This window comes from Streptomyces sp. NPDC002573, assembly GCF_042889625.1.
GTDB lineage: Bacteria > Actinomycetota > Actinomycetes > Streptomycetales > Streptomycetaceae > Streptomyces > Streptomyces gibsoniae.
In genome coordinates, this window is the sequence record NZ_JBIARC010000003.1 from 264,491 (window position 1) to 282,188 (window position 17,698).

Below are 17,698 nucleotides of genomic sequence, written 5' to 3' on the forward strand. Positions count from 1 at the left end.
ACCAGGAGCTTCGCGACTCACTGACGTCTGAGACAACGGTCCTGTCCGTGTCGGCGGCGGGTCTCAGACCAGACGGCGACGGCCCCAGACGAAGACGAACGCGACGAGGGCGGCGGTCAGGGCGAGCAGGATGCCCACGCCGAGCCACTGCATCGAGGACATCTGCGAGATGGGCAGGTAGTCGACCGACCAGCCGACCACGTCCGCCTTGCGCAGGCAGGCCTCGACGGCCTTGTCGTTCGGCTCATGGACGCAGGTGCTCCAGCCGAGGAGCCAGCCGGCGCCGGTGACGTAGGAACGGTCGAGCTCGTAGGCCCCGTCCGGCAGTGTGGGGAAGGATCCCGGCCTGCCGGCGGCGTGGTGGGTGGCGAGGGTGACCGTGGTGCCCAGGTGCAGCCGGGTCAGCCCCCAGACCATCTTCACAAAGACCCCGAGACCGAAGGTCACCACCATCGCCGTCAGCGTGCGCCGCAGCAGCATGCCGATGACCACTCCCGCGGCGACCAGGAAGAGCGTGAGTGCCACCGGCATCGGTCCGGTGGTGTCGAAGGCGGCGCCGTCGGTCCAGCCCATCCCGTTGCCCTGAGTACGGACCGGTGACCACCACCAGTTGTACGCCACCGAGAGCAGCGCCGTGCCGACGGCCAGGACGAGCCCCGTGACCGCGAACTTCGTGGTGATCCACCGCATCCGGCTGGCGGACTGCGTGGCGACCAGCTTCGCGGTGCCGTTCTCCAGATCGGGGGCGAGCAGCGGGGCGCCGACGAAGACCCCGAGCAGGACCGGGACGAAGCTGAGGGCCAGACCGGCCTGGGCCAGGCGCTGGCCGTAGCTGTTGAAGCCCTGGAGCCAGTCCTCGGACTTCAGGTGGGGCCAGCCGTACCCGGAGAGGTAGTCGACCATGGTGGACCGCTGCCAGGCGATCCCGGCGACGCCCACCGCGGTGAGGGCGATCAGCGTCCAGTACGAGGCCCGGTGCTGCCGCCAGACCAGCCAGGTCATGCCGCTCAGATGCGGGCGGCGGCGAGCCGCAGGGGCGGGGGCCGCCAGGGAGGTCTTGGGGCCGGTCAGGGTGCTCATGCCGCCACCGCCACCCGGGCCGTGGGGCTGATCAGCGCGGGCGCCTCGGGGTTGCGCAGGTAGGCGAGCAGGAGTTCCTCCAGGTTCGGGGAGTAGGTCTCCCACCGGGCGCCGATCGGTCCGTCAGGGCGTATCAAGGACGTGAACTGCCGTCCGCTGAGCCGGGTTTCCACGAAGGTGTGGTGCGCGAGGTCCACGGGCAGGCCGGTCCCGCCGTCGGCGGCGCCGGTCAGCAGGACGTGGGCGGAGAGCAGTTCGTCCACGTCTCCGGCAAGGCGCAGCCCGCCGCCCGCGATGACCATGAGGTAGTCGCAGACGGCCTCCAGCTCGGCCAGCATGTGCGAGGACAGCAGGACGGTGGTGCCGTGCTCGGCGACCTCGGCCAGCAGCATGCTCATCAACTCGTGGCGCACCAGCGGGTCGAGGTCGGCCAGCGGCTCGTCCAGCAGGAGCAGGTCGGGGCGCTTGCCGAAGGCGACGGCGAAGGCGACGCGGGTGCGCTGGCCGCCCGACAGGGTGCCGATCCGCGCGTTCATCGGCACATTGCCGGAGCTCGGCGGCCCGCTGGTCCCAGCCGGGGTTGAGTTCGCGGCCCATGCGCAGCGTCTCGGCCACGGTGAAGCGGCGGTACAGCGGCTTCTCCTGGGCGAGGAAGGCGACCCGGCGGCCGGCCTCCGCCGACTCCGGGGGCTCGCCGAACACCCGTAGCGTGCCGGTCGTCGGCGCCAGCAGGTTGGCGGCGATGCTCATCAGCGTCGTCTTGCCCGCGCCGTTCGGCCCCACGAGACCACAGACCCGTCCGGCCGGCAGCCGGAAGGAGCAGTCCCGCAGCGCCCAGCCGCGCCGGTACTTCCTGCCGATGCCGTAGGCCTCGACGGCGGACTCCTCCACCGGCCCCGGAAGATCCATGCCCTTACTCATGTGCGCTTCCTGTTTCCCACGTTCCCGTGCCCCCGGCGGACGCCAGGGGACTGGCGTACCGCTGTTCCAGTACCGACGTGACCAGGGCGATCACGTCGTCCCGCTCCAGGCCGGCCGCGAGGGCCCGGAGCATCCACGCGTCCAGTTCCCCACGCAGCGGGGAGTCCGGTCCGGCCTGCGGACGGGCCAGCGACCGGCGGACGAATGTCCCCAGCCCCGGCCGGGGCTCGACGAGCCCCTCCCGCTCCAGCTCGCGGTAGGCCTTCAGCGTCGTGTTGGGATTGACCGCGCTGCTCTCCGCGACCTCCTTGGCCGTCGGCAGACGATCCCCGGGCACCAGCAGGCCCAGCCGCAGCGCCTGCTTGGTCTGCTGGACGATCTGCTGGTAGGCGGCCACGCCACTCCGCCGGTCGATGCGGAACTCCACGTTCCCCACACCACCATTCCGCTAGTCGATTAGTGGAAGCATGATGCGGAAGCCCGAGGTCGGATGTCAAACAGGGGCTCCCCCGTGCCCCACAAGAGGTCCCGCGACCACCACAACGCCTGGCGGGAGCTACCGGGGGACGCAATGCCGCCAGGGCTGCTAGCCCTCACCGCCGAAGCCGTAGGCATGGCCGCATGAGCGTCCCGCTCCGGGACCGCGGCGTGCGCGTGGTGAGCCACTAGTGTCCGAGCGCATGGTGGCGGCGCTGTTTGTCATCGTGGTGCCGAAACCGAGGTGCCGCTCGGAGACGCCGAAGTCACCGCTTCACCGCTGGACCGTCGGCTTCCGGGTGACGTCTGCCGACGTGGCGATTCAGGGCTCGCGGTTGTACGAGGGCCCCGTTGCCGACCTACGCGCCGCGACGGACCCGGGCGGCCTTGCGGGCCTCGGCGATCTGGCGGGCCTCAGCAGACCGGCGGGATTCGCCACCGCCGCCGGCCCGCCCCGGGCGGGTGCCCAGGCCGCGGAAGGGGGCACCGCCGCGCTTCGGGCGCTCCGCGACGCGCCCGCTGCCATCGACCGGAACGCCGGAGGGTGCCTGGGCGCCGGTGATGCGGCTCAGCTCGGCCTCGCCGGAGCGGACCTGCGTGATCTGGGGCCTGATGCCTGCGTCGGACATGAGGCGGGCCATGTCCCGGCGCTGACCAGGGAGGACGAGCGTGACGACACTGCCGGACTCGCCGGCGCGGGCAGTACGGCCGCCGCGGTGCAGGTAGTCCTTGTGGTCGCTGGGCGGATCGACGTTGACGACGAGATCGAGGTCGTCGACGTGAATGCCCCGAGCCGCGACATTGGTGGCCACCAGCGTCGTGACGTCACCGGTCTTGAACTGCGCCAGGGTGCGAGTGCGCTGGGGCTGCGACTTGCCGCCATGCAGCGCCGCGGCCTTGACGCCGCTGTTCAGCAGGTGCCTGGTGAACTGGTCGACAGCATGCTTGGTGTCCAGGAACATGATCACGCGTCCCTCGCGGGCGGCGATTTCCGTGGCGGTGGCGTACTTGTCGGCACCGTGCACGTGCAGCACGTGATGCTCCATCGTGGTGACCGCGCCCGCCGACGGGTCGACCGAATGGACCACCGGGTCATGGAGGTAACGACGGACCAGGAGGTCGATGTTGCGGTCCAGCGTGGCCGAGAACAGCATGCGCTGGCCGTCGGGACGCACCTGGTCCAGCAGTTCGGTGACCTGCGGCATGAAGCCCATGTCCGCCATCTGGTCGGCCTCGTCCAGGACGGTGATGTTCACTCGGTCCAGGCGGCAGTCCTTGCGCTCGATGAGATCCACGAGGCGGCCGGGAGTCGCGACGACCACCTCGGCCCCGGCACGCAGTGCCCCGGCCTGCCGGCCGATCGACATGCCGCCCACCACAGTGGCCAGCCGCAGCTTCAGCAACCGGGCGTACGGGGCGAGCGCATCGGTGACCTGCTGGGCCAGCTCGCGCGTGGGGACGAGGATCAGGGCCAGCGGCTTCCGCGCCTCGGCACGCTGCCCGCTCGTGCGCACGAGCAGTGCCAGGCCGAAGGCGAGAGTCTTGCCCGATCCGGTGCGCCCGCGGCCCAGGACGTCGCGCCCCGCGAGGGAGTTCGGCAATGTGGCGGCCTGGATCGGGAACGGCTCGTTCAGTCCGAGGCTGGTGAGCATCTTCAGCAACTCGACGGGCATGTCCAGTTCACCGAAGGTCGCGACCGCGGGGAGGGCCGGGGTGAGGGTGACCGGCAGCGCGAACTCCCCCTGTGGTGCGGAGGGACGGCGCCCGGTGTCGCCCGGCCCGGCGCCGGGGCGGCGCTGACCCTGTGGGCGGAAACGGTCGTTCGTGCGAGCTGAACGGCTCATGGAGAACCTTCCTCGACTGGGCACGCATCGAGGAATTCCCGACAGGAACGAGCCGGATGAATTGCAGGAACGAGCCGAATGTGAGACCAAAAGAATTGCGCCGGAATACAAAAACAAATATCTGGGACCCCACCGTAAGGCGGGGTCCCAGATATTTCATACGCTTCGACGTCAGGCGGGGGTGATGTTCTCCGCCTGCGGGCCCTTCTGGCCCTGCGTGATGTCGAAGTTCACCTTCTGGCCTTCCTGGAGCTCACGGTAGCCCTGGGTGGCGATGTTCGAGTAGTGGGCGAAGACGTCCGGGCCGCCGCCGTCCTGCTCGATGAAGCCGAAGCCCTTTTCCGCGTTGAACCACTTGACGGTGCCAGTAGCCATTTCAAATCCCCTTGGGGGCAGTGCCCGCGGGCCCACACCGTGTGAACCCCTGCGTTGCGACAATGAACCCCGTCCGGATAAGCACCGGAGATACAAAAATGCCCGACGACATACGGTCGCCGAAGCACTTGAAGTTTCGGGAACCACAACTGCAACTGCCAGCAAGTTTAGCACGGTACGCACAACTGCACTAGTTGCACCCGTGACGCGAGGCCGCGACCTCGCGGGAGCACCGGACCAGCACGCCGGCGGGTGCCACCGCGAATGCATACGGAAGGTGAACTTCCAGATCACACAAGGTGCGACCAGCTACCCGAGGAAAGTCAATGACACACCTCGGCTCGGATTATCCCGATTTATTTCCACGAAAGAACAGGCCGGAACCCCTCGGCGTCGAACTGTTCGAATTCATCCCGCCATCAGGCCTCGAACTCCTCGCGTAGTTCAGCATTCGCTCAGCCGAACTACGAGGCTGTGGTGACGGGCTCGGTGCGCGAGGACGTTCGCAACGGCAAGGCCGAGCGCTTCAACCGGGTGGTTGACGGCCTTCTCCGACTCGCCTTGGCGGACGAGGCGTTCGGCCACCGCAATGGCGACACCCACCATTCCGCTGTAGGCCAGTACCTCCACTGGTGTGGCAAATGGGACGAGTTCCGCATCTGCCTCCACCGTGCGACAGCAGCGCTTCGCGACGTCGGCTCGCGCAAGGGCCTGTTCGTGGCGGTTGCCGCCGTGGCGGGCGAACTGGTCGTCAACGTACGCCAGGGCTTTGTCGGCTCGTCCGGAGTCGACAAGGATGCGGCAGAGCAGACTCGTGATCCAATCGGCGTCTCCGCCGTTCCTCCCCGCGGGCGCAGCACCTCCGCCGCCTCGTCGTGGCGGCCGTGACGTGCGAGAAGCCACGCGAGGTCGAACGCAGGATGGGGACTCCCGTTTCGGCGGCCTCCCACAGCAGGGCAACAGCCTCCGCGATCCCCGCCATGCTCCTCAGCGCGGCCTACAGCCGTGGAGGTTGGGCGGTGCCCCGCCCGGCAGCAGGTGAGGCACCGAGCCGACCGCGTAAGCCGGCAGTGCTGTCTCGGCGTCCCCGGTCTGCCTCCGCGCGGCTCAGAGGCTGCCGACGACGCGGAGCGCGTCCTCGGTGGCCAGGCCGATACGGGAGGCCAGAGCGAGGGCGTCGTCGAAGGTGACGTCGTCCCCGGCCAGACGGACGGCGGCCAGGGCGGGCGGGACCTTGCCGTGGTCGAGCAGCGTGGCCCACTGCTGCCGGTCAAGGGCGAGGTAGCGCAGGGTCGAGAGGCCGGAGAGGACGGTCAAGTCGGGGATGTGGGCGCCGGAGAGGTCGAGGCCATGCAGGTTGGGGACGGTGGCCAGCGGGTTTAGGTCGGCCGGGGCGGTGGTGTTCAGGCGGAGGGAGGCAAGGTGGGGGTGGCCTGCGAGCGGGGTGAGGTCGCCGTCGTCGAGGGCGACGCGGAGGGACTCGACGGGCAGGTCGCGTACGGGCGTCAGATCGGCGGTGGTGGAGCGGTTGAGGTGCAGTCTGCGGAGGCTGGGCGCCGCGGTGAGCGGGCTGAGGTCGACGATGCCGGTGGCGTCGTTTATGTGGATGGCCTGGAGGGTGGGCGGAACCTCTTCGGGAATGCCGCCGATGATCTGCTGGGTGCCGACGCCGCAGGCAGGCCGGCACAGGGAGATGTGGTCGTCGTACTTCTCGTAGGAGCCCTGCTCAAGCAGCTCCAGGTGCTGCTCCAGCAGGGAGGTGATGGAGTCGGCGACGTACACAGGGCCGTCGTCGTAGTCGCGGCCTGTGGCGATGACCTGGCCGGGTCGCCCGTCGCGGGCGGGGTCCATGTCGACGGCCAGGTAGTTGCCGTCCTCGCTGGTGGCGAAGCGGATCCATGCGGGATGGCCTCCGCAGCGGCGGACGGTGTCGGCGGGGGTGGTGTCGAAGACCACGGCGTCCCACTCCAGGTCCCAGCCGAACCAGGGACGCTCCTGCCACTCACGCCAGTCGGTGTACTCGGCGACCAGGCTCTTCAGGGACAGCCATGCGTTGTTCTCGATCAGGCAGAGGTTCCGGTACCCGATACCGTCCCCGTCGGCGATCAGGTACAGCGCCCGCAGGTCGGCGGGCAGCGGGCGCCCGATGCGGCGTTCGGCGTCGTCGAGCGCGGCGGCGGTGACGGGCGGGGGCAGTTCCTCCCGGGATCCGAGGATGGCGGCGCGCCGCTCGAGGTAAGTACGAAACCTCGTCGCGGCCAGCTCCGGATCGCCGGCCGGGGCGGCGGTGCCGGCCGTCTGCCGCAGGCCTGGCTGCGGCAGACGGTAGTCGGGGTCCAAGACGACCTCGTACCCGCCGCCCCGTCCGGTCACACGGCCGACAGCTTCCGTGAACGTGACGAGCCGGTACTCGCCGGAGGGCCGGCAGTCCATCTCCCAGCTGACGGGCTCCCAGCCACGGTCGTTGCGTATCCCCTCCGCAAGTTCCATCAGCAGGGAGTGCATCTCGGGCAGCCCCGGGTGCGCGCGGGTACCGGAAACGGTGTAGCCGCCGGTCATTCCGCTTCCGCCCCGGCCTGCACGACCCGAGAGCACCGCCCGTGTCCATCCGTTCGGCGCGCTTGTGACGATCTGTTCGGCCATACGGCGGGCCGCCTGCTCAACCATGTGCTCCTGCTCCCGTTCTGTCGAAGACGCCGACCATCCTGGCAAGGACCACTGACTGTGAGCTGTCGGCGCCGCAGATGTCCCGGCCGCACGCCTGGCGACCCGGCAGGCAACGTTTACCGGTCAAGCAGCGGCGTCCGTTGCGTGCTCTAGGGGTACCCCTGCTCGAAGGGCTTGGGCGAGCGTGCCATGCGCTCGCGCGGGGCGAGCGTTGCCTGTTGGCTTACGGCCGGCGTGCTGGTCCTGGGCTCCGTCCATGACGACGCGGGGGTACGGCCCTTCTCGCCTTCTCGTCGGACCAGCCGGCATCGTGCGGGATCATGCCGGCCGCAGATCCGCCGGCCATGATGTGATCACGGCGACGGCGACCAACTCGCCTGAGTCTGAGCGGCCCAGCCAGACCGGATAGGTTCCATCCCCGCCGGTGTAGAAGGACAGCAGGTCGCTGCCCGTCTCCTCGTCGGTTGCATGTATACAGCCGTCAGCGATGTTGTCGGCCGCGCTTCCGTCGCTGTCCATCAGGAAACTCCGGTACTTCTCGGACAGCGTCTCCCAGCCGGAAGCGTCCGCAAAGCTGCCGGCCGCGCCGTCGGTACCAAAGCCGTAGGCGTGGCCGTCCAGCAGCAGCCGGGGATCGTCACCCTCGCTGAGGCCCATCTCCCAGGTGACCGGCGGTTCGTCGGCGATCAGCAGCCGTACGACAGGCTCCTCCGTGACCGGGAACCGTTCGCCGCCGTAGTCGCCCTCACCAATGAGTACGGCGGCCTGCAGGGGATACTCACCGGGTGGGATCCGCTCGATCAGTTCCCTGGGGCTGTGCCGCATGGCGTCTGCGACAACCAGTCGGCCGCTGGGGATTCGGAGAGTGGCGATATGCCGGGTCTCAGCGACCGTCATCTCGCCCCAGGCCTCCGAAATGAACCGGGTGCCCGACCGGAAGAGTTCGTTCAGAATCAGTCCTGGCTGCCCCGGCCGGGGAGGCCGCCATGGGGATTCAGGCTTCCCCACTTCTACGTCGACATTCCCGGCGACTGCCGGAGACGGCAGGGCGGCGGCGTCCAGAACCTTGGGCCGTTCCTGCTCGGCCACCCCGAAAAAGTTCGGACTTCCGGCCGCATGGACGCCGAACCCCGACCGCGGATGCCACCGCTGCGACTCCGACACGTCGGCGAGCGTGTGGAACGATCCGCGGCTCTCACCGCGTTCCTCGAGCACTACCGTTCCCCTCTCACCGGGAAGGAGCTCCACCGTGAGACACCAGGCGTCGCGCGCACGGTCGGACTGGTCAGGGGAATACCTCCGTTCCAGGTACTGCCTTGCGAACAGGCGGTCCGGTTCGAGCAGTCTCAGATCCACCTCGTGGATCCGCCGCCCCAGCTCGTCGTAGGCCCACACCCCGACGTAGTGGTCGCCCCACGACACGAGGTGCACCTCCATCGGCGCCGCGCACCCGGGCACACGACGGACCACCACATACGGCTCCCCGCTCCTGTCCCGCTCCTCCGCCTCATCGGCTGACAGCGTCCCGAACTCGCAACGACGGTCGGCATCCCAGCCCTCCGCGTACGAAACCTCCACCTCGGCCATGTCCATCAACCCCTCCCGCCGGCCCAGCCTCGGAGAGGCCCGAACGGTGTGCATCTTTGATCAGCTCGGGAACAACGTATCGGCCATCTCTGACAAGATCAGCCGGGACGACGGCGGGCAGATGGATACGGGGCGGCAGAATCGCCAGGCCATGCGACGGTGGTAACGGCCTCGGACTCGGAGCCGCAACGGCTGATGGTCAGCCCTGTAGTCCTGACGGGCACCCTGGTGGGAACGTGCAGCCGGCCTTTGTACGCCGCACAGTCAACTCCGATCGGCAGTTGGATAGTTCAGCCAGACCATTCGCCTGGAGCTGCATCGGCCAGGCAACGCCCTGAGCAGCTTGTCCTCGAAGAAGGCACCGCCGGTGAGGACGCGCCCACCACACGGGCGTGCTGTGGACCGAGCGCGTCACCGCCTGGACCACCCCCACCCACGTCCTGCTCGAGATGACCAGCGAGGACGAGGGCGGCGACCGGAGGAACCAACCAGGACCACAAGACGGATCTCACCGCGCTCATCGCCTCCCTGCCCGAGCGAGAGAAGGACGCATCCACCCAACGCACGACAGTCGTGGGCCTGATCGAGCTCACGCCCCTCACACGCCGAGTCGGCGTGAGCTTGAGGGGCATGTTCGTGACCACCAGAACACCGTCAACGCCAGGGCCGGCAGGATCCGCCCGCCCATACGCGACCCGTCGAACGATGTCTCGCAGGTACACGCTCGTGAGCGGGTTACGACCACCCTTGACTTGGACAGGGACGTCGTTATGCGCGTCGAATGACCAGCACGGCCACGTCGTCGAGGTGGTCGACCGCGATCGCGGCGTCGAGGATGCGGTCAGCGGTCTCTTCGGCGTTCAGTCCGTCGTGGACGGCTTGGGCGGCTAGTGTTCCGGCTCGTTCCAGTCCGGCATCCAGCGTCAGGCCTGGTCCTTCGACCACGCCGTCGGTGACCATGACCAGCGCGCTGTCGTCGTCCAGGGTGAAGACCTCCTTGCGGTATTCGGTGCCGGGCAGGATGCCCAGGACCGGCCCGCCCGGCAGCTCGCGGACCTCGTGGCTGCCGTCTCTGTGTACGCACAGCAGCGGGACATGGCCGGCGCTGGTGCCGGTGACCTGTCCATCGTGCGGGTCGATGTGCAGCATGGTGCAGCTGGCGAATCGTGCGGGGGAGGTCGTGACGAGCAGCTCGTTGGTGCGGGTCAGCACGGTTCCCGGATCCGGTTCCTGGGCGGCGATCGCGCGCATGGACAAGCGGACCTGTCCCATGAAGGCGGCGGCGTCGACGTCGTGACCCTGTACGTCGCCGATCTCCAGTGCGATCGCGCCGTCGGGCATCATGAAGGCGTCGTACCAGTCTCCGCCGATGTCCAGCCCGACCCGGCTGGGGCGGTAGCGGGCGGCGACCTCCAGGCCCGGGAGGTGCTCGGGCAGCGAGGGGAGCATGGTCTGCTGCAGCGCCGTGGCCAGCTCGACGCGTGCCTGCTGCAACCTGATCCGCTTGAGGGCCTGGCCGGCCAGGTCGGCCAGCGTGCCCACGAGGGTCCGCTCATCCAGGGGCGACAGGTATCCGCGGCGGTAGAGCATCGACCAGGCTCCGAGTGGCTGATCGCCGGGCTCGCTGAGGGGGGTGATCGAGATGGCGTAGTCGGAGCCGAGCCGGAGGAACCTCAGAAGTGGGGCGTGCGGCCAGCGGCGGGTGAAGTCCGCCCGGTCGGTGATGAACTGGGGCTTGCCGGTAAGGATCGCCTCGGACAGCGGGGTCGGCTGGTCCAGCCGCAGGCCGTGCAGGGCCTCGACCTCGCGCATGTCTATCCTCGCATCGGTGGAGATGCACAGGCGGCTGTCGTCGACAAGTGCGAGCACGGCGCCGCTGGCGCCGAAGGTCGCGGCGAGCCGGGTCAGGACGACCTGCTGCAGTTCCTGCTCCGTGGCTGCGGTGATCAAGGCGGAGGAGAAGTCGGCGGTGTCCTTGGCGCGCTGTCGCTCGGCAGTCAACGCGGCCTGCGCCTTCTGCTTGCGCTTCTCCTGCGTGGTGTCGTCGCGGACCACCACGAAGATCCGTTCGGGGCCGTGAAAGCCCAGCTGGAGCCGACGGACTTGAACGGCCAGCCGGTGCCAGCCGTCGTGCGAGGTGTGGTACCGCAGCCTCACCCAGGGGGACTGCTGGCAGGAGGCCGAGCGAAGGACCCGCCAGAAGGCCTCCCTGTCGTCGGGGTGCACTGCCGAGATCACTCTGGACATCGGCGCAGTTGGATCCGGGATGAGCGCGACCAGGCTGGGTAGGCCACCGAGCCACTCCAGCTGGTCCTTCTGGGCTGAATACATCCACAGGCCAAGGCCGGCGGCCGCGGTGGCCAGCCGGAACGGTATCAGCAGGCTGGTCAGGTCGTTTCGTGCATCCAGGACGCGCACCCATATCAGCTGCTTGTCACCGGCGGGATCCTTCACTTGTCGCGCCTCGAGCAAACAGGCGATGGGTACTCCGTCTCGCCCGGGAAACTCCAGCTCCCGCATCGCGACCGCATCCGCCCTGGCGGCGTGGGCCACCAGATTTTCGGCCGACATCCGCTGGCTGGCAGGCCACAGATCACCGAGGTCACGCCCCAGGCACTGGGGCGCCGGCCTGCCCAGCGCGGTGGCCATAGCAGCGTTGAGGTCACGCACGGCACCGTCCAGCGTCAGAAGAGCCGACGGGCACGCGCTTCGATGAAGTTCGTCCAAGGCGTCCATCTACGGCTCCCTGGCGCATACCAAAACAGCCTCTTCAGCCATATTGGCGCATTTTGCTGTGATGTCTCAATGAAGGGGGTGTCTGACCATCTGCGTCGAGTGACGACGGCAGGAACTCGGCGGAGGCAGTTCGGTGACACGATCGCTGAGTGCCGGCGCCTGTAGCGGCGACCTCGCTCTCGCGGAGACGGCCGGCTGGGCGGCGAGGTCGCCCCCTCACCCGCCCGAGCCCTCACTGCCAGCCGCCCGCCGCCTCCGCCGGGAGTCGGGGGCCCCTTGCCGTGCGATAGGCGGTGGCCTGCCTCTGGAGATGACGTCGCGCCTGTAGCGACGGGCACCCGGGGGTGGCGTGAGAGTGATCTCTCTTCGTAGGCGGCAAAGAAAGCCATTATCGAATACGTGTACGAAACAGCGACCATCGGGCCGTCTCTGGGCCGTGCGAGGTCACCCCGCGTTGATCTACGACGACCACGGACGACAGGTCGCGCGATATCCCAGCCCAAGTCAGAGACGTGAGTGACGTCGCTCGGGTACCGGATTCCGCCCAGGGGCGGGCGGCTGGCAGGCTGGGGCGCTTCTCGCCACGACCGAGAGACGGGGTTCCGCCCATGGCCCGCATCCGATGGCTCGATGTTCGTCCACCACGTGGAGTCACATCCCAGCAGCTTCACCACTCCTTCTGCCGCTCGAAGGGCGTGCTCACGGTCACGACGCAGCCGGCCGGGGAAGACAGGCCACCCGCAGACAAGTAGGTCATGACGGTTCCCGCCTCTTCCCTGTCGATGACCGTCAGGGCATCGGCGATGTCAGCGGGGCAGGCCGGCCCCTGCGAACCTTCGACCGCGTAGTGCGCCCAGGCTTCCTGCGCTTCAAGGACCAAGCCGTACACGTGCTCTTCGACGGAGCCAGCATCCCCGCTCGCGACCCGCCTGAAGACGCCGTCCTCCTTGGCCAACGACTCAAGCAACACTCGCATGTCCGCCATGGTCTTCACGCCCACATATTTCCATGTAGCGGCAGCGCCATGGCGAGCTACGGAGCCCCCTCGCGGTCAGTTGAGCCGTCTCAGTTTCCGTCTCATTCAGCCGCACTCACGGCCGTTCAATGACTACCGCTCACCGGCTCGCCGTCGTGGCCAACTGTTGCTGACTGAGGTTCAGGCGCACACGTGGAAGGGACCCGCCGTCCGCCGAGCCGACAAGCCCCAGGGCAAGAAGTCACCTTAGGTTGCGTCACGTGGCGGATCCGGCAGGTTGTGCCACGCGTGACCACATCCCCCGGCGCAGTACAGCGTCCGCCTACGGGTGTCGGCGATGCTGAAGAGGGCGACGAGCAGGCGGAAGGACTTGGTGAGTTCGTGGGCCGGAAGTGCTCCCATTCCGAAGCGCCACTTCGTCAGCATCACCGCCGGCGTGTGAGTGGGGCGGATACCGGAACGCGCGATGCTCTCCGGCACGTCCCCTTCGCAGGCGCGGGCCTGCCCGCAGAACAGCACCAATGCGTGCAGGACCTTGCGTTGGTCATCCTCTGAGAGGCCCTCGAACCACTCGACGCCCTCGGCCACCGGTCTGAGCCCCTGTGCGAGTTCGTTCAGGATCACCTCGTGTGCGTACAACACAGATCTCCACCCCCATGGCTCAGGCGGACGGTACGCCCACGACCGCCCGTGAGCAGCACGGTTTCTCGTGCACTGATGGCACTGCCATCTGGCACAAGCAGCAGGCTCCCCCTCGAACCCGCGCAGCGCCTTCCAGGTGGTTGGCGTTCCGAGTGTGTGTCCAACCGCGTGACAACGCAGGCGAACATCAGCCCAGGAGGCTCAGCCGCACCTGGCGGTGAGGATCGTCCCTGTTCGTGTCCGCCGAACTCCGCCAAGGCAACCCCGACCCTACCGATAGGCCTGCCGCAGCTCCGATGGGTGATCCATGGCACCGATGGGAGACTGCGGTCCTGGGGCAGTGTCAACCGAGGTGTTGCAGCCAGCTGCTCAGCGGCCTGCTGTGCTGGCCCGCGGCTCCGCGGTGCTGGACGGCCTGATCGCCGCCACCATGCTCACGATGGGGCGGCTGCTGCCGGCCGGCGCCTGACCGCCCCGCGTTCCGCACCGCTTTGCGCTCGTCGAGCTCCATCGCCCCCGGGGCGCGCATCATCAAGGGAGGGAAGACTATCGACGAGGAGTGGCGATGAGGTTGTCGTTCCTTGAACCCCTCTACGCGGAGCCGGGCCCGTTCGCCTCCGTGTATCTGGACACCTCCCGAGACGTCGAGCATCCCGAGCAGGCGATCGCGCTGCGCTGGCGGCGGCTGCGCGAGAGTCTGTCCCGTCAGGGCTCGGACCGGGCGCTGCTGAACGTACTGGAGGAAGTGGTCGGCGCCGACACAGAGGTGCCGGGAAGGCACGGTCAGGCCATCTTCGCCGCCCACGGCACACTCGTCCTGGACGGGGAGCTGCCCAGGCCGCCCGAGCACGACTCCGCGCGCTACAGCACCCTGCCGGACGCGATGCCCCTGGTCACCCAGCACGTTCCGGAGATCCCCTACATGGCCGTAGTCGTCCACTACCGCGGCCTTCCGACCGCCGAGACCCACGGCTGGGTAACTCTGGAGGCGGAAACCGGCACCTGGCCCGTGTCCACCGTCACCCCGGGTGAGAGGCTGCACCGCAGGGTCGCGGTGGCGACCTGGCACCGCACCTCCCTCCGGCTGGGTCACCGGCTGGACGAACGGGCGCGACACGCCCATGCCGACGCCGTCGTCGTGGGCGGGGACGAGTGGGCGTGCAACGTACTGATCCGCCGCCTGCCGCACACCCTGCGGGGCAAGGTCGTACGCGTGGGCGGCCAAACCCCCACCGACACCGGACGCGCCCTGTTGGAGTCGCAGCTCGACGGCGTCTTCCGCGGTCGCATGTCCGCGCACGACCGGGAACTCGTGGACAGCTTCATCGGTCGGCGTGCCCTGGACGGACCCATGACGGAGGGGCTGGCCTCCACCGTCGCCGCCCTCCAGCGCGGCCAGGTCGCGGCAGTGCTACTGAACCGGCCGCCAGGATCTTCGCTGCGGCTCTGGGCGGGCTCCCAGCCCGCCCAGCTCGCCCTGACCGAGGCGGAGCTGATGTCCTTCGGCGTGCGGGCCCCGCGCGAGGAACGCGCCGACGAGGCCCTCGTCCGGGCCCTCGTCGGCACCGGTGCCGAGCTGGTCTTCGTACCGGAGAGCGAGCTGAGGCTGTGCGAGGGCGTGGGCGCCCTGCTGCGGTACACCGACCCGGGGACCCCGTCCTGACGCCGACGCGCTGCGCCTCCCGGATCACGGGTCGCCCCTTGCGCCCGACCGTCCCGGATCGCGCCGCGCGCGGAACATGCCGACACTGGGCCGCCGGGCAGAGTTCGTCCCCGCGGACGAGGTGGCATCCGCGTACGAGGACACGCCCGTTCCGCTCCCCCACGGGCGTGAACACCCAGCCCTCGCTGATCGCCATGATGGTCTCCGCTCTCGGCCTCACCGGAGACACACAGGTCCTGGAGCTCAGGACCGGATACGGCTGGCAGACCTCGCTGCTGCCCCGCTTGGTCGCGTAAGTCGTCAGCGTCGAGCGCCGGCCCGGCCTGGTCGACGAGGCCGGCCTGCGGCCGGCCGGGCAGGACGTCGGCAGTGCTGAGGTCGTACTCGGCGACGAAACCCTCGGGATACCGACCGTGCCCCGTACGACGCCTTAATCGTCTGCGCGGCCTTCCCGCAAGTGCCTGAGCCGCTCGTGGATCAGCTCCGCACGGTGGCCGGCTCGTCCAGCCGATCGGGCAGGGCGGGCAGGAGCGCGTGGAACTGCACGAGCGGCGGGCCCACAACCTGGTGCACCGCAGGACGGTCACCGCGGCCCGGTTCGTCCGGCTGTACGGCTGTACGGCTGTACGGCGCCCACGGCTACGACCAGCGGTGACGCGCTCAGCGCTGATAGGTCCCGACCAGGGTGCCGGAGGCCAGCTCCCTGCCCTTCAGGGCACGGTGCACATCCTCGACGCCCGGGTGGTCGTGCAGCGGCAGCGGCTCGGACACGGCGTACAGGCGGAAGAAGTAGCGGTGCGGCCCGTGCCCCGGTGGAGGCATCGGCCCTCCCCAGCCCACGCGGCCGAAGCCGTTGGGCCACGGCAGGCCCCCCTGTGGCTTCTGGCCCTCCGCCGCCCCGGTGGTCCGCGGATCGATGCCGGTCACCAGCCAATGCAGGAACGTCGTCCCCGGCGCGTCCGGGTCCTCGCACAGGAGCACCAGCTCCGTGGCCTCGTGGGGCACCCCCGACCAGGTCAGGGGCGGTGAGACGTTCTCACCCTCCCCGCTGTACCGACGGGGGATCACCGTTTTGTCGTCGAACGCGGTGCTGCTGAGTTCAATTCCGCTCATGCGCGCCGCCATACCCGCAACAGCGGCACCGGCACCGGTCCACACCCCAAAACCCCCGTTCGGCCGAGCCCACCCGGGCCGCCTCCGGGAGCGGGGTGAAGATGGCAGTGTGCCGACAAGGATCCTGCTCGAGGGCCGCCCTGGCGCGGGCAAGACGACCGCCCTGCGCCGGCTGGCCGCGCTGCTGCCCACCCACGCGGCCACCGGCTTCACCACGGAGGAGATCCGGCAATCCGGCGCCCGCGTCGGTTTCGCTCTGGAGACCCTGGCAGGCCGACGGGAAGTGCTCGCCCATGTCGACCTGCCCGGTCCGCCACGGGTGGGGAAATACGGCGTCGACCCGGGCGTCATGGAACGACTGGCGCTGCCGTCGCTTCGGCCGGCGGCAACCGAGGAGGCAACAGGGCGGCTGGTGCTCATCGACGAGCTGGGGCGGATGGAACTGGCGTGCACAGCGTTTCGGCACGCGGTCGACGCGCTGTTCGTCGCAGAGGTCGACGTCGTCGCCACGGTCCACACGCACCGCGATCCGTTCACCGATGCCCTCAAGCGGCGCGCCGACATCGAGGTCGTTCAGCTCACTCCGGCAAACCGGGATGTCCTGCCGGGGGAGCTCGCGGCCCGGCTGCTGCAGCCGCGGACGCACGGAAAGTATCCCTCTCACGGATGAGAGGCCGGACTCCGACCTGCTGAAAGCAGAGTCGGTGCGACAGGATGTGAAGTCGGCCGGTCGGTGCGACCGGCGGCGCCCACTGCCAAGGGTCAGTGCCTGCCCACCAAGTACGCGGCCGGCATCGCCTTCACCACCCGGTTCGGCGCCCGCCCCTCCCTGGCCGCCCCCCTGTGCCGCCCGACCCTCCGAAGGCATTGAGGGCGCCTTGAGGAGGGCGGCAATGCCTTGCGCGCCTGACGGGTCAGCCGAAGCGACAAGCGCAACAAGCAAGATCCCGATCTACAGCCGGAGTACCAGCCGCGACAGGTGGTTCGGTCAGACCCCGACCCTGGAGACGGGGCGCGGCTGACGACCTCTGTTTCCGGGACGAAGGGGTCGCACGTTCAAAGCCCGGCACCCGAGCCAGGAAGATGAAGCTCACGGGCTGATCCCGCAGAGGCCAAGAGGCATTGGGCGCGGCCGGGATTCGACGCTACAGTCCCGGAACATGCATCAACTGAGGAAGCTCAGCCGTACCTGACGGTTGGGATTATCCCTGTTTGTATCCACCAGGCACACCGACTGCCAGGTCCCGAGTTCGAGTCGGCCTGCGATCACCGGCAGGGTCGCGTGGGGTGGGACGAAGGCCGGGACGACATGGTCGCGGCCGTGGCCGGGACTGCCGTGGCGGTGCTGCCAGCGATCGTCGGCCGGGAGCAGCGTATGGAGCGCGGCGAGGAGGTCGTCGTCGCTGCCGGAGCCGGTCTCGATGATCGCCACGCCGGCGGTGGCATGCGGTACGAAGACGTTCAGGAGGCCGTCTCGACCCGCCGCCGTCTCGCGAAGGAAGTCCTCGCACTGCCGGGTGAGATCCACGACCGTCTCACCGGAACCGGAGGCCACGTTCAGGACACGCGTGCTGAAGGCATCGGACATGTCTTCATCCTCACCCATGTGAGCGGGTC

At 69.0% G+C, this 17,698-nt stretch carries 15 protein-coding genes and 1 pseudogene; 4 read left to right on the top strand and 12 right to left on the bottom strand.

Going from position 1 to position 17,698, the window contains the following annotated elements; all coding sequences use genetic code 11:
* Window positions 1-63: 63 nt before the first annotated feature.
* The 5 genes and pseudogenes from ACFYX0_RS04915 to ACFYX0_RS04935 all read right to left on the bottom strand — a co-directional run bounded on the left by ACFYX0_RS04915 (window position 64) and on the right by ACFYX0_RS04935 (window position 4,697).
* Window positions 64-1,080 (bottom strand): ABC transporter, encoded by a 1,017-nt coding sequence (locus ACFYX0_RS04915; RefSeq protein WP_388966372.1) that lies wholly within the window; start codon window positions 1,078-1,080, stop codon window positions 64-66.
* Window positions 1,077-2,001 (bottom strand): annotated as a pseudogene (locus ACFYX0_RS04920) (ATP-binding cassette domain-containing protein). Before ACFYX0_RS04920 ends, ACFYX0_RS04915 begins: the two are co-directional and overlap by 4 nt.
* Entirely contained in the window at window positions 1,994-2,428 is a 435-nt protein-coding gene (locus ACFYX0_RS04925; protein WP_388966374.1) for a GntR family transcriptional regulator, read from the bottom strand. The pseudogene ACFYX0_RS04920 and the gene ACFYX0_RS04925 overlap by 8 nt, the downstream one beginning before the upstream one ends.
* A gap of 409 nt (window positions 2,429-2,837) precedes the next feature.
* Window positions 2,838-4,322: a DEAD/DEAH box helicase gene (locus tag ACFYX0_RS04930; protein WP_388966377.1), complete on the bottom strand. Its 1,485-nt coding sequence runs from the start codon at window positions 4,320-4,322 to the stop codon at window positions 2,838-2,840.
* 171 nt (window positions 4,323-4,493) lie between these two features.
* On the bottom strand, window positions 4,494-4,697 hold the full coding sequence (locus ACFYX0_RS04935; protein ID WP_311699250.1) for a cold-shock protein: 204 nt from the start codon (window positions 4,695-4,697) through the stop codon (window positions 4,494-4,496).
* 477 nt (window positions 4,698-5,174) lie between these two features.
* Between ACFYX0_RS04935 and ACFYX0_RS04940 the strand changes: the two genes are divergently transcribed.
* Entirely contained in the window at window positions 5,175-5,585 is a 411-nt protein-coding gene (locus ACFYX0_RS04940; protein ID WP_388966380.1) for a hypothetical protein, read from the top strand.
* Window positions 5,586-5,804: 219 nt separating this feature from the next.
* Here ACFYX0_RS04940 and ACFYX0_RS04945 read toward each other — a convergent pair whose 3' ends face one another.
* The 5 genes from ACFYX0_RS04945 to ACFYX0_RS04965 form a co-directional block, all read right to left on the bottom strand.
* Window positions 5,805-7,364, bottom strand: a complete 1,560-nt coding sequence (locus ACFYX0_RS04945) for an SMI1/KNR4 family protein (RefSeq protein ID WP_388966383.1) — start codon at window positions 7,362-7,364, stop codon at window positions 5,805-5,807.
* A gap of 318 nt (window positions 7,365-7,682) precedes the next feature.
* Window positions 7,683-8,957, bottom strand: a complete 1,275-nt coding sequence (locus tag ACFYX0_RS04950; RefSeq protein WP_388966386.1) for a DUF4241 domain-containing protein — start codon at window positions 8,955-8,957, stop codon at window positions 7,683-7,685.
* A 762-nt stretch (window positions 8,958-9,719) separates the two neighbouring features.
* Entirely contained in the window at window positions 9,720-11,687 is a 1,968-nt protein-coding gene (locus tag ACFYX0_RS04955) for a SpoIIE family protein phosphatase (protein WP_388966387.1), read from the bottom strand.
* Window positions 11,688-12,354: 667 nt separating this feature from the next.
* Complete coding sequence (locus tag ACFYX0_RS04960; RefSeq protein WP_388966389.1) at window positions 12,355-12,681, bottom strand: hypothetical protein; 327 nt, start codon at window positions 12,679-12,681, stop codon at window positions 12,355-12,357.
* Window positions 12,682-12,909: 228 nt separating this feature from the next.
* Complete coding sequence (locus tag ACFYX0_RS04965; RefSeq protein WP_388966392.1) at window positions 12,910-13,287, bottom strand: DUF5958 family protein; 378 nt, start codon at window positions 13,285-13,287, stop codon at window positions 12,910-12,912.
* A 583-nt stretch (window positions 13,288-13,870) separates the two neighbouring features.
* Here ACFYX0_RS04965 and ACFYX0_RS04970 point away from each other — a divergent pair.
* Entirely contained in the window at window positions 13,871-14,968 is a 1,098-nt protein-coding gene (locus tag ACFYX0_RS04970; protein WP_388966395.1) for a hypothetical protein, read from the top strand.
* Between the two features lie 167 nt (window positions 14,969-15,135).
* Window positions 15,136-15,264: a hypothetical protein gene (locus tag ACFYX0_RS04975; RefSeq protein ID WP_388966398.1), complete on the top strand. Its 129-nt coding sequence runs from the start codon at window positions 15,136-15,138 to the stop codon at window positions 15,262-15,264.
* Window positions 15,265-15,628: 364 nt separating this feature from the next.
* Here ACFYX0_RS04975 and ACFYX0_RS04980 read toward each other — a convergent pair whose 3' ends face one another.
* Window positions 15,629-16,081 carry a YbhB/YbcL family Raf kinase inhibitor-like protein gene (locus ACFYX0_RS04980; RefSeq protein ID WP_355910821.1) on the bottom strand — a complete coding sequence of 151 codons (453 nt, stop codon included), beginning with the start codon at window positions 16,079-16,081 and terminating at the stop codon, window positions 15,629-15,631.
* A gap of 109 nt (window positions 16,082-16,190) precedes the next feature.
* On the opposite strand from ACFYX0_RS04980, the gene ACFYX0_RS04985 reads away from it, so the two are divergent.
* A complete protein-coding gene (locus tag ACFYX0_RS04985) occupies window positions 16,191-16,751 on the top strand; it encodes a nucleoside-triphosphatase (protein WP_355910818.1) in 561 nt (186 codons plus the stop codon).
* A gap of 495 nt (window positions 16,752-17,246) precedes the next feature.
* Here ACFYX0_RS04985 and ACFYX0_RS04990 read toward each other — a convergent pair whose 3' ends face one another.
* Entirely contained in the window at window positions 17,247-17,669 is a 423-nt protein-coding gene (locus tag ACFYX0_RS04990) for a secondary thiamine-phosphate synthase enzyme YjbQ (RefSeq protein WP_388966401.1), read from the bottom strand.
* Window positions 17,670-17,698 lie beyond the last annotated feature (29 nt).

What these genes read in the sequence shown, in the direction of transcription:
- ACFYX0_RS04970 (WP_388966395.1), top strand. Translation starts at nt 13,871, where the DNA reads ATGAGGTTGTCGTTCCTTGAACCCCTCTACGCGGAGCCGGGCCCGTTC.
- ACFYX0_RS04980 (WP_355910821.1), bottom strand. Translation starts at nt 16,081, where the DNA reads ATGAGCGGAATTGAACTCAGCAGCACCGCGTTCGACGACAAAACGGTG.
- ACFYX0_RS04915 (WP_388966372.1), bottom strand. Translation starts at nt 1,080, where the DNA reads ATGAGCACCCTGACCGGCCCCAAGACCTCCCTGGCGGCCCCCGCCCCT.
- ACFYX0_RS04990 (WP_388966401.1), bottom strand. Translation starts at nt 17,669, where the DNA reads ATGTCCGATGCCTTCAGCACGCGTGTCCTGAACGTGGCCTCCGGTTCC.
- ACFYX0_RS04955 (WP_388966387.1), bottom strand. Translation starts at nt 11,687, where the DNA reads ATGGACGCCTTGGACGAACTTCATCGAAGCGCGTGCCCGTCGGCTCTT.
- ACFYX0_RS04945 (WP_388966383.1), bottom strand. Translation starts at nt 7,364, where the DNA reads ATGGTTGAGCAGGCGGCCCGCCGTATGGCCGAACAGATCGTCACAAGC.
- ACFYX0_RS04935 (WP_311699250.1), bottom strand. Translation starts at nt 4,697, where the DNA reads ATGGCTACTGGCACCGTCAAGTGGTTCAACGCGGAAAAGGGCTTCGGC.
- ACFYX0_RS04930 (WP_388966377.1), bottom strand. Translation starts at nt 4,322, where the DNA reads ATGAGCCGTTCAGCTCGCACGAACGACCGTTTCCGCCCACAGGGTCAG.
- ACFYX0_RS04950 (WP_388966386.1), bottom strand. Translation starts at nt 8,957, where the DNA reads ATGGACATGGCCGAGGTGGAGGTTTCGTACGCGGAGGGCTGGGATGCC.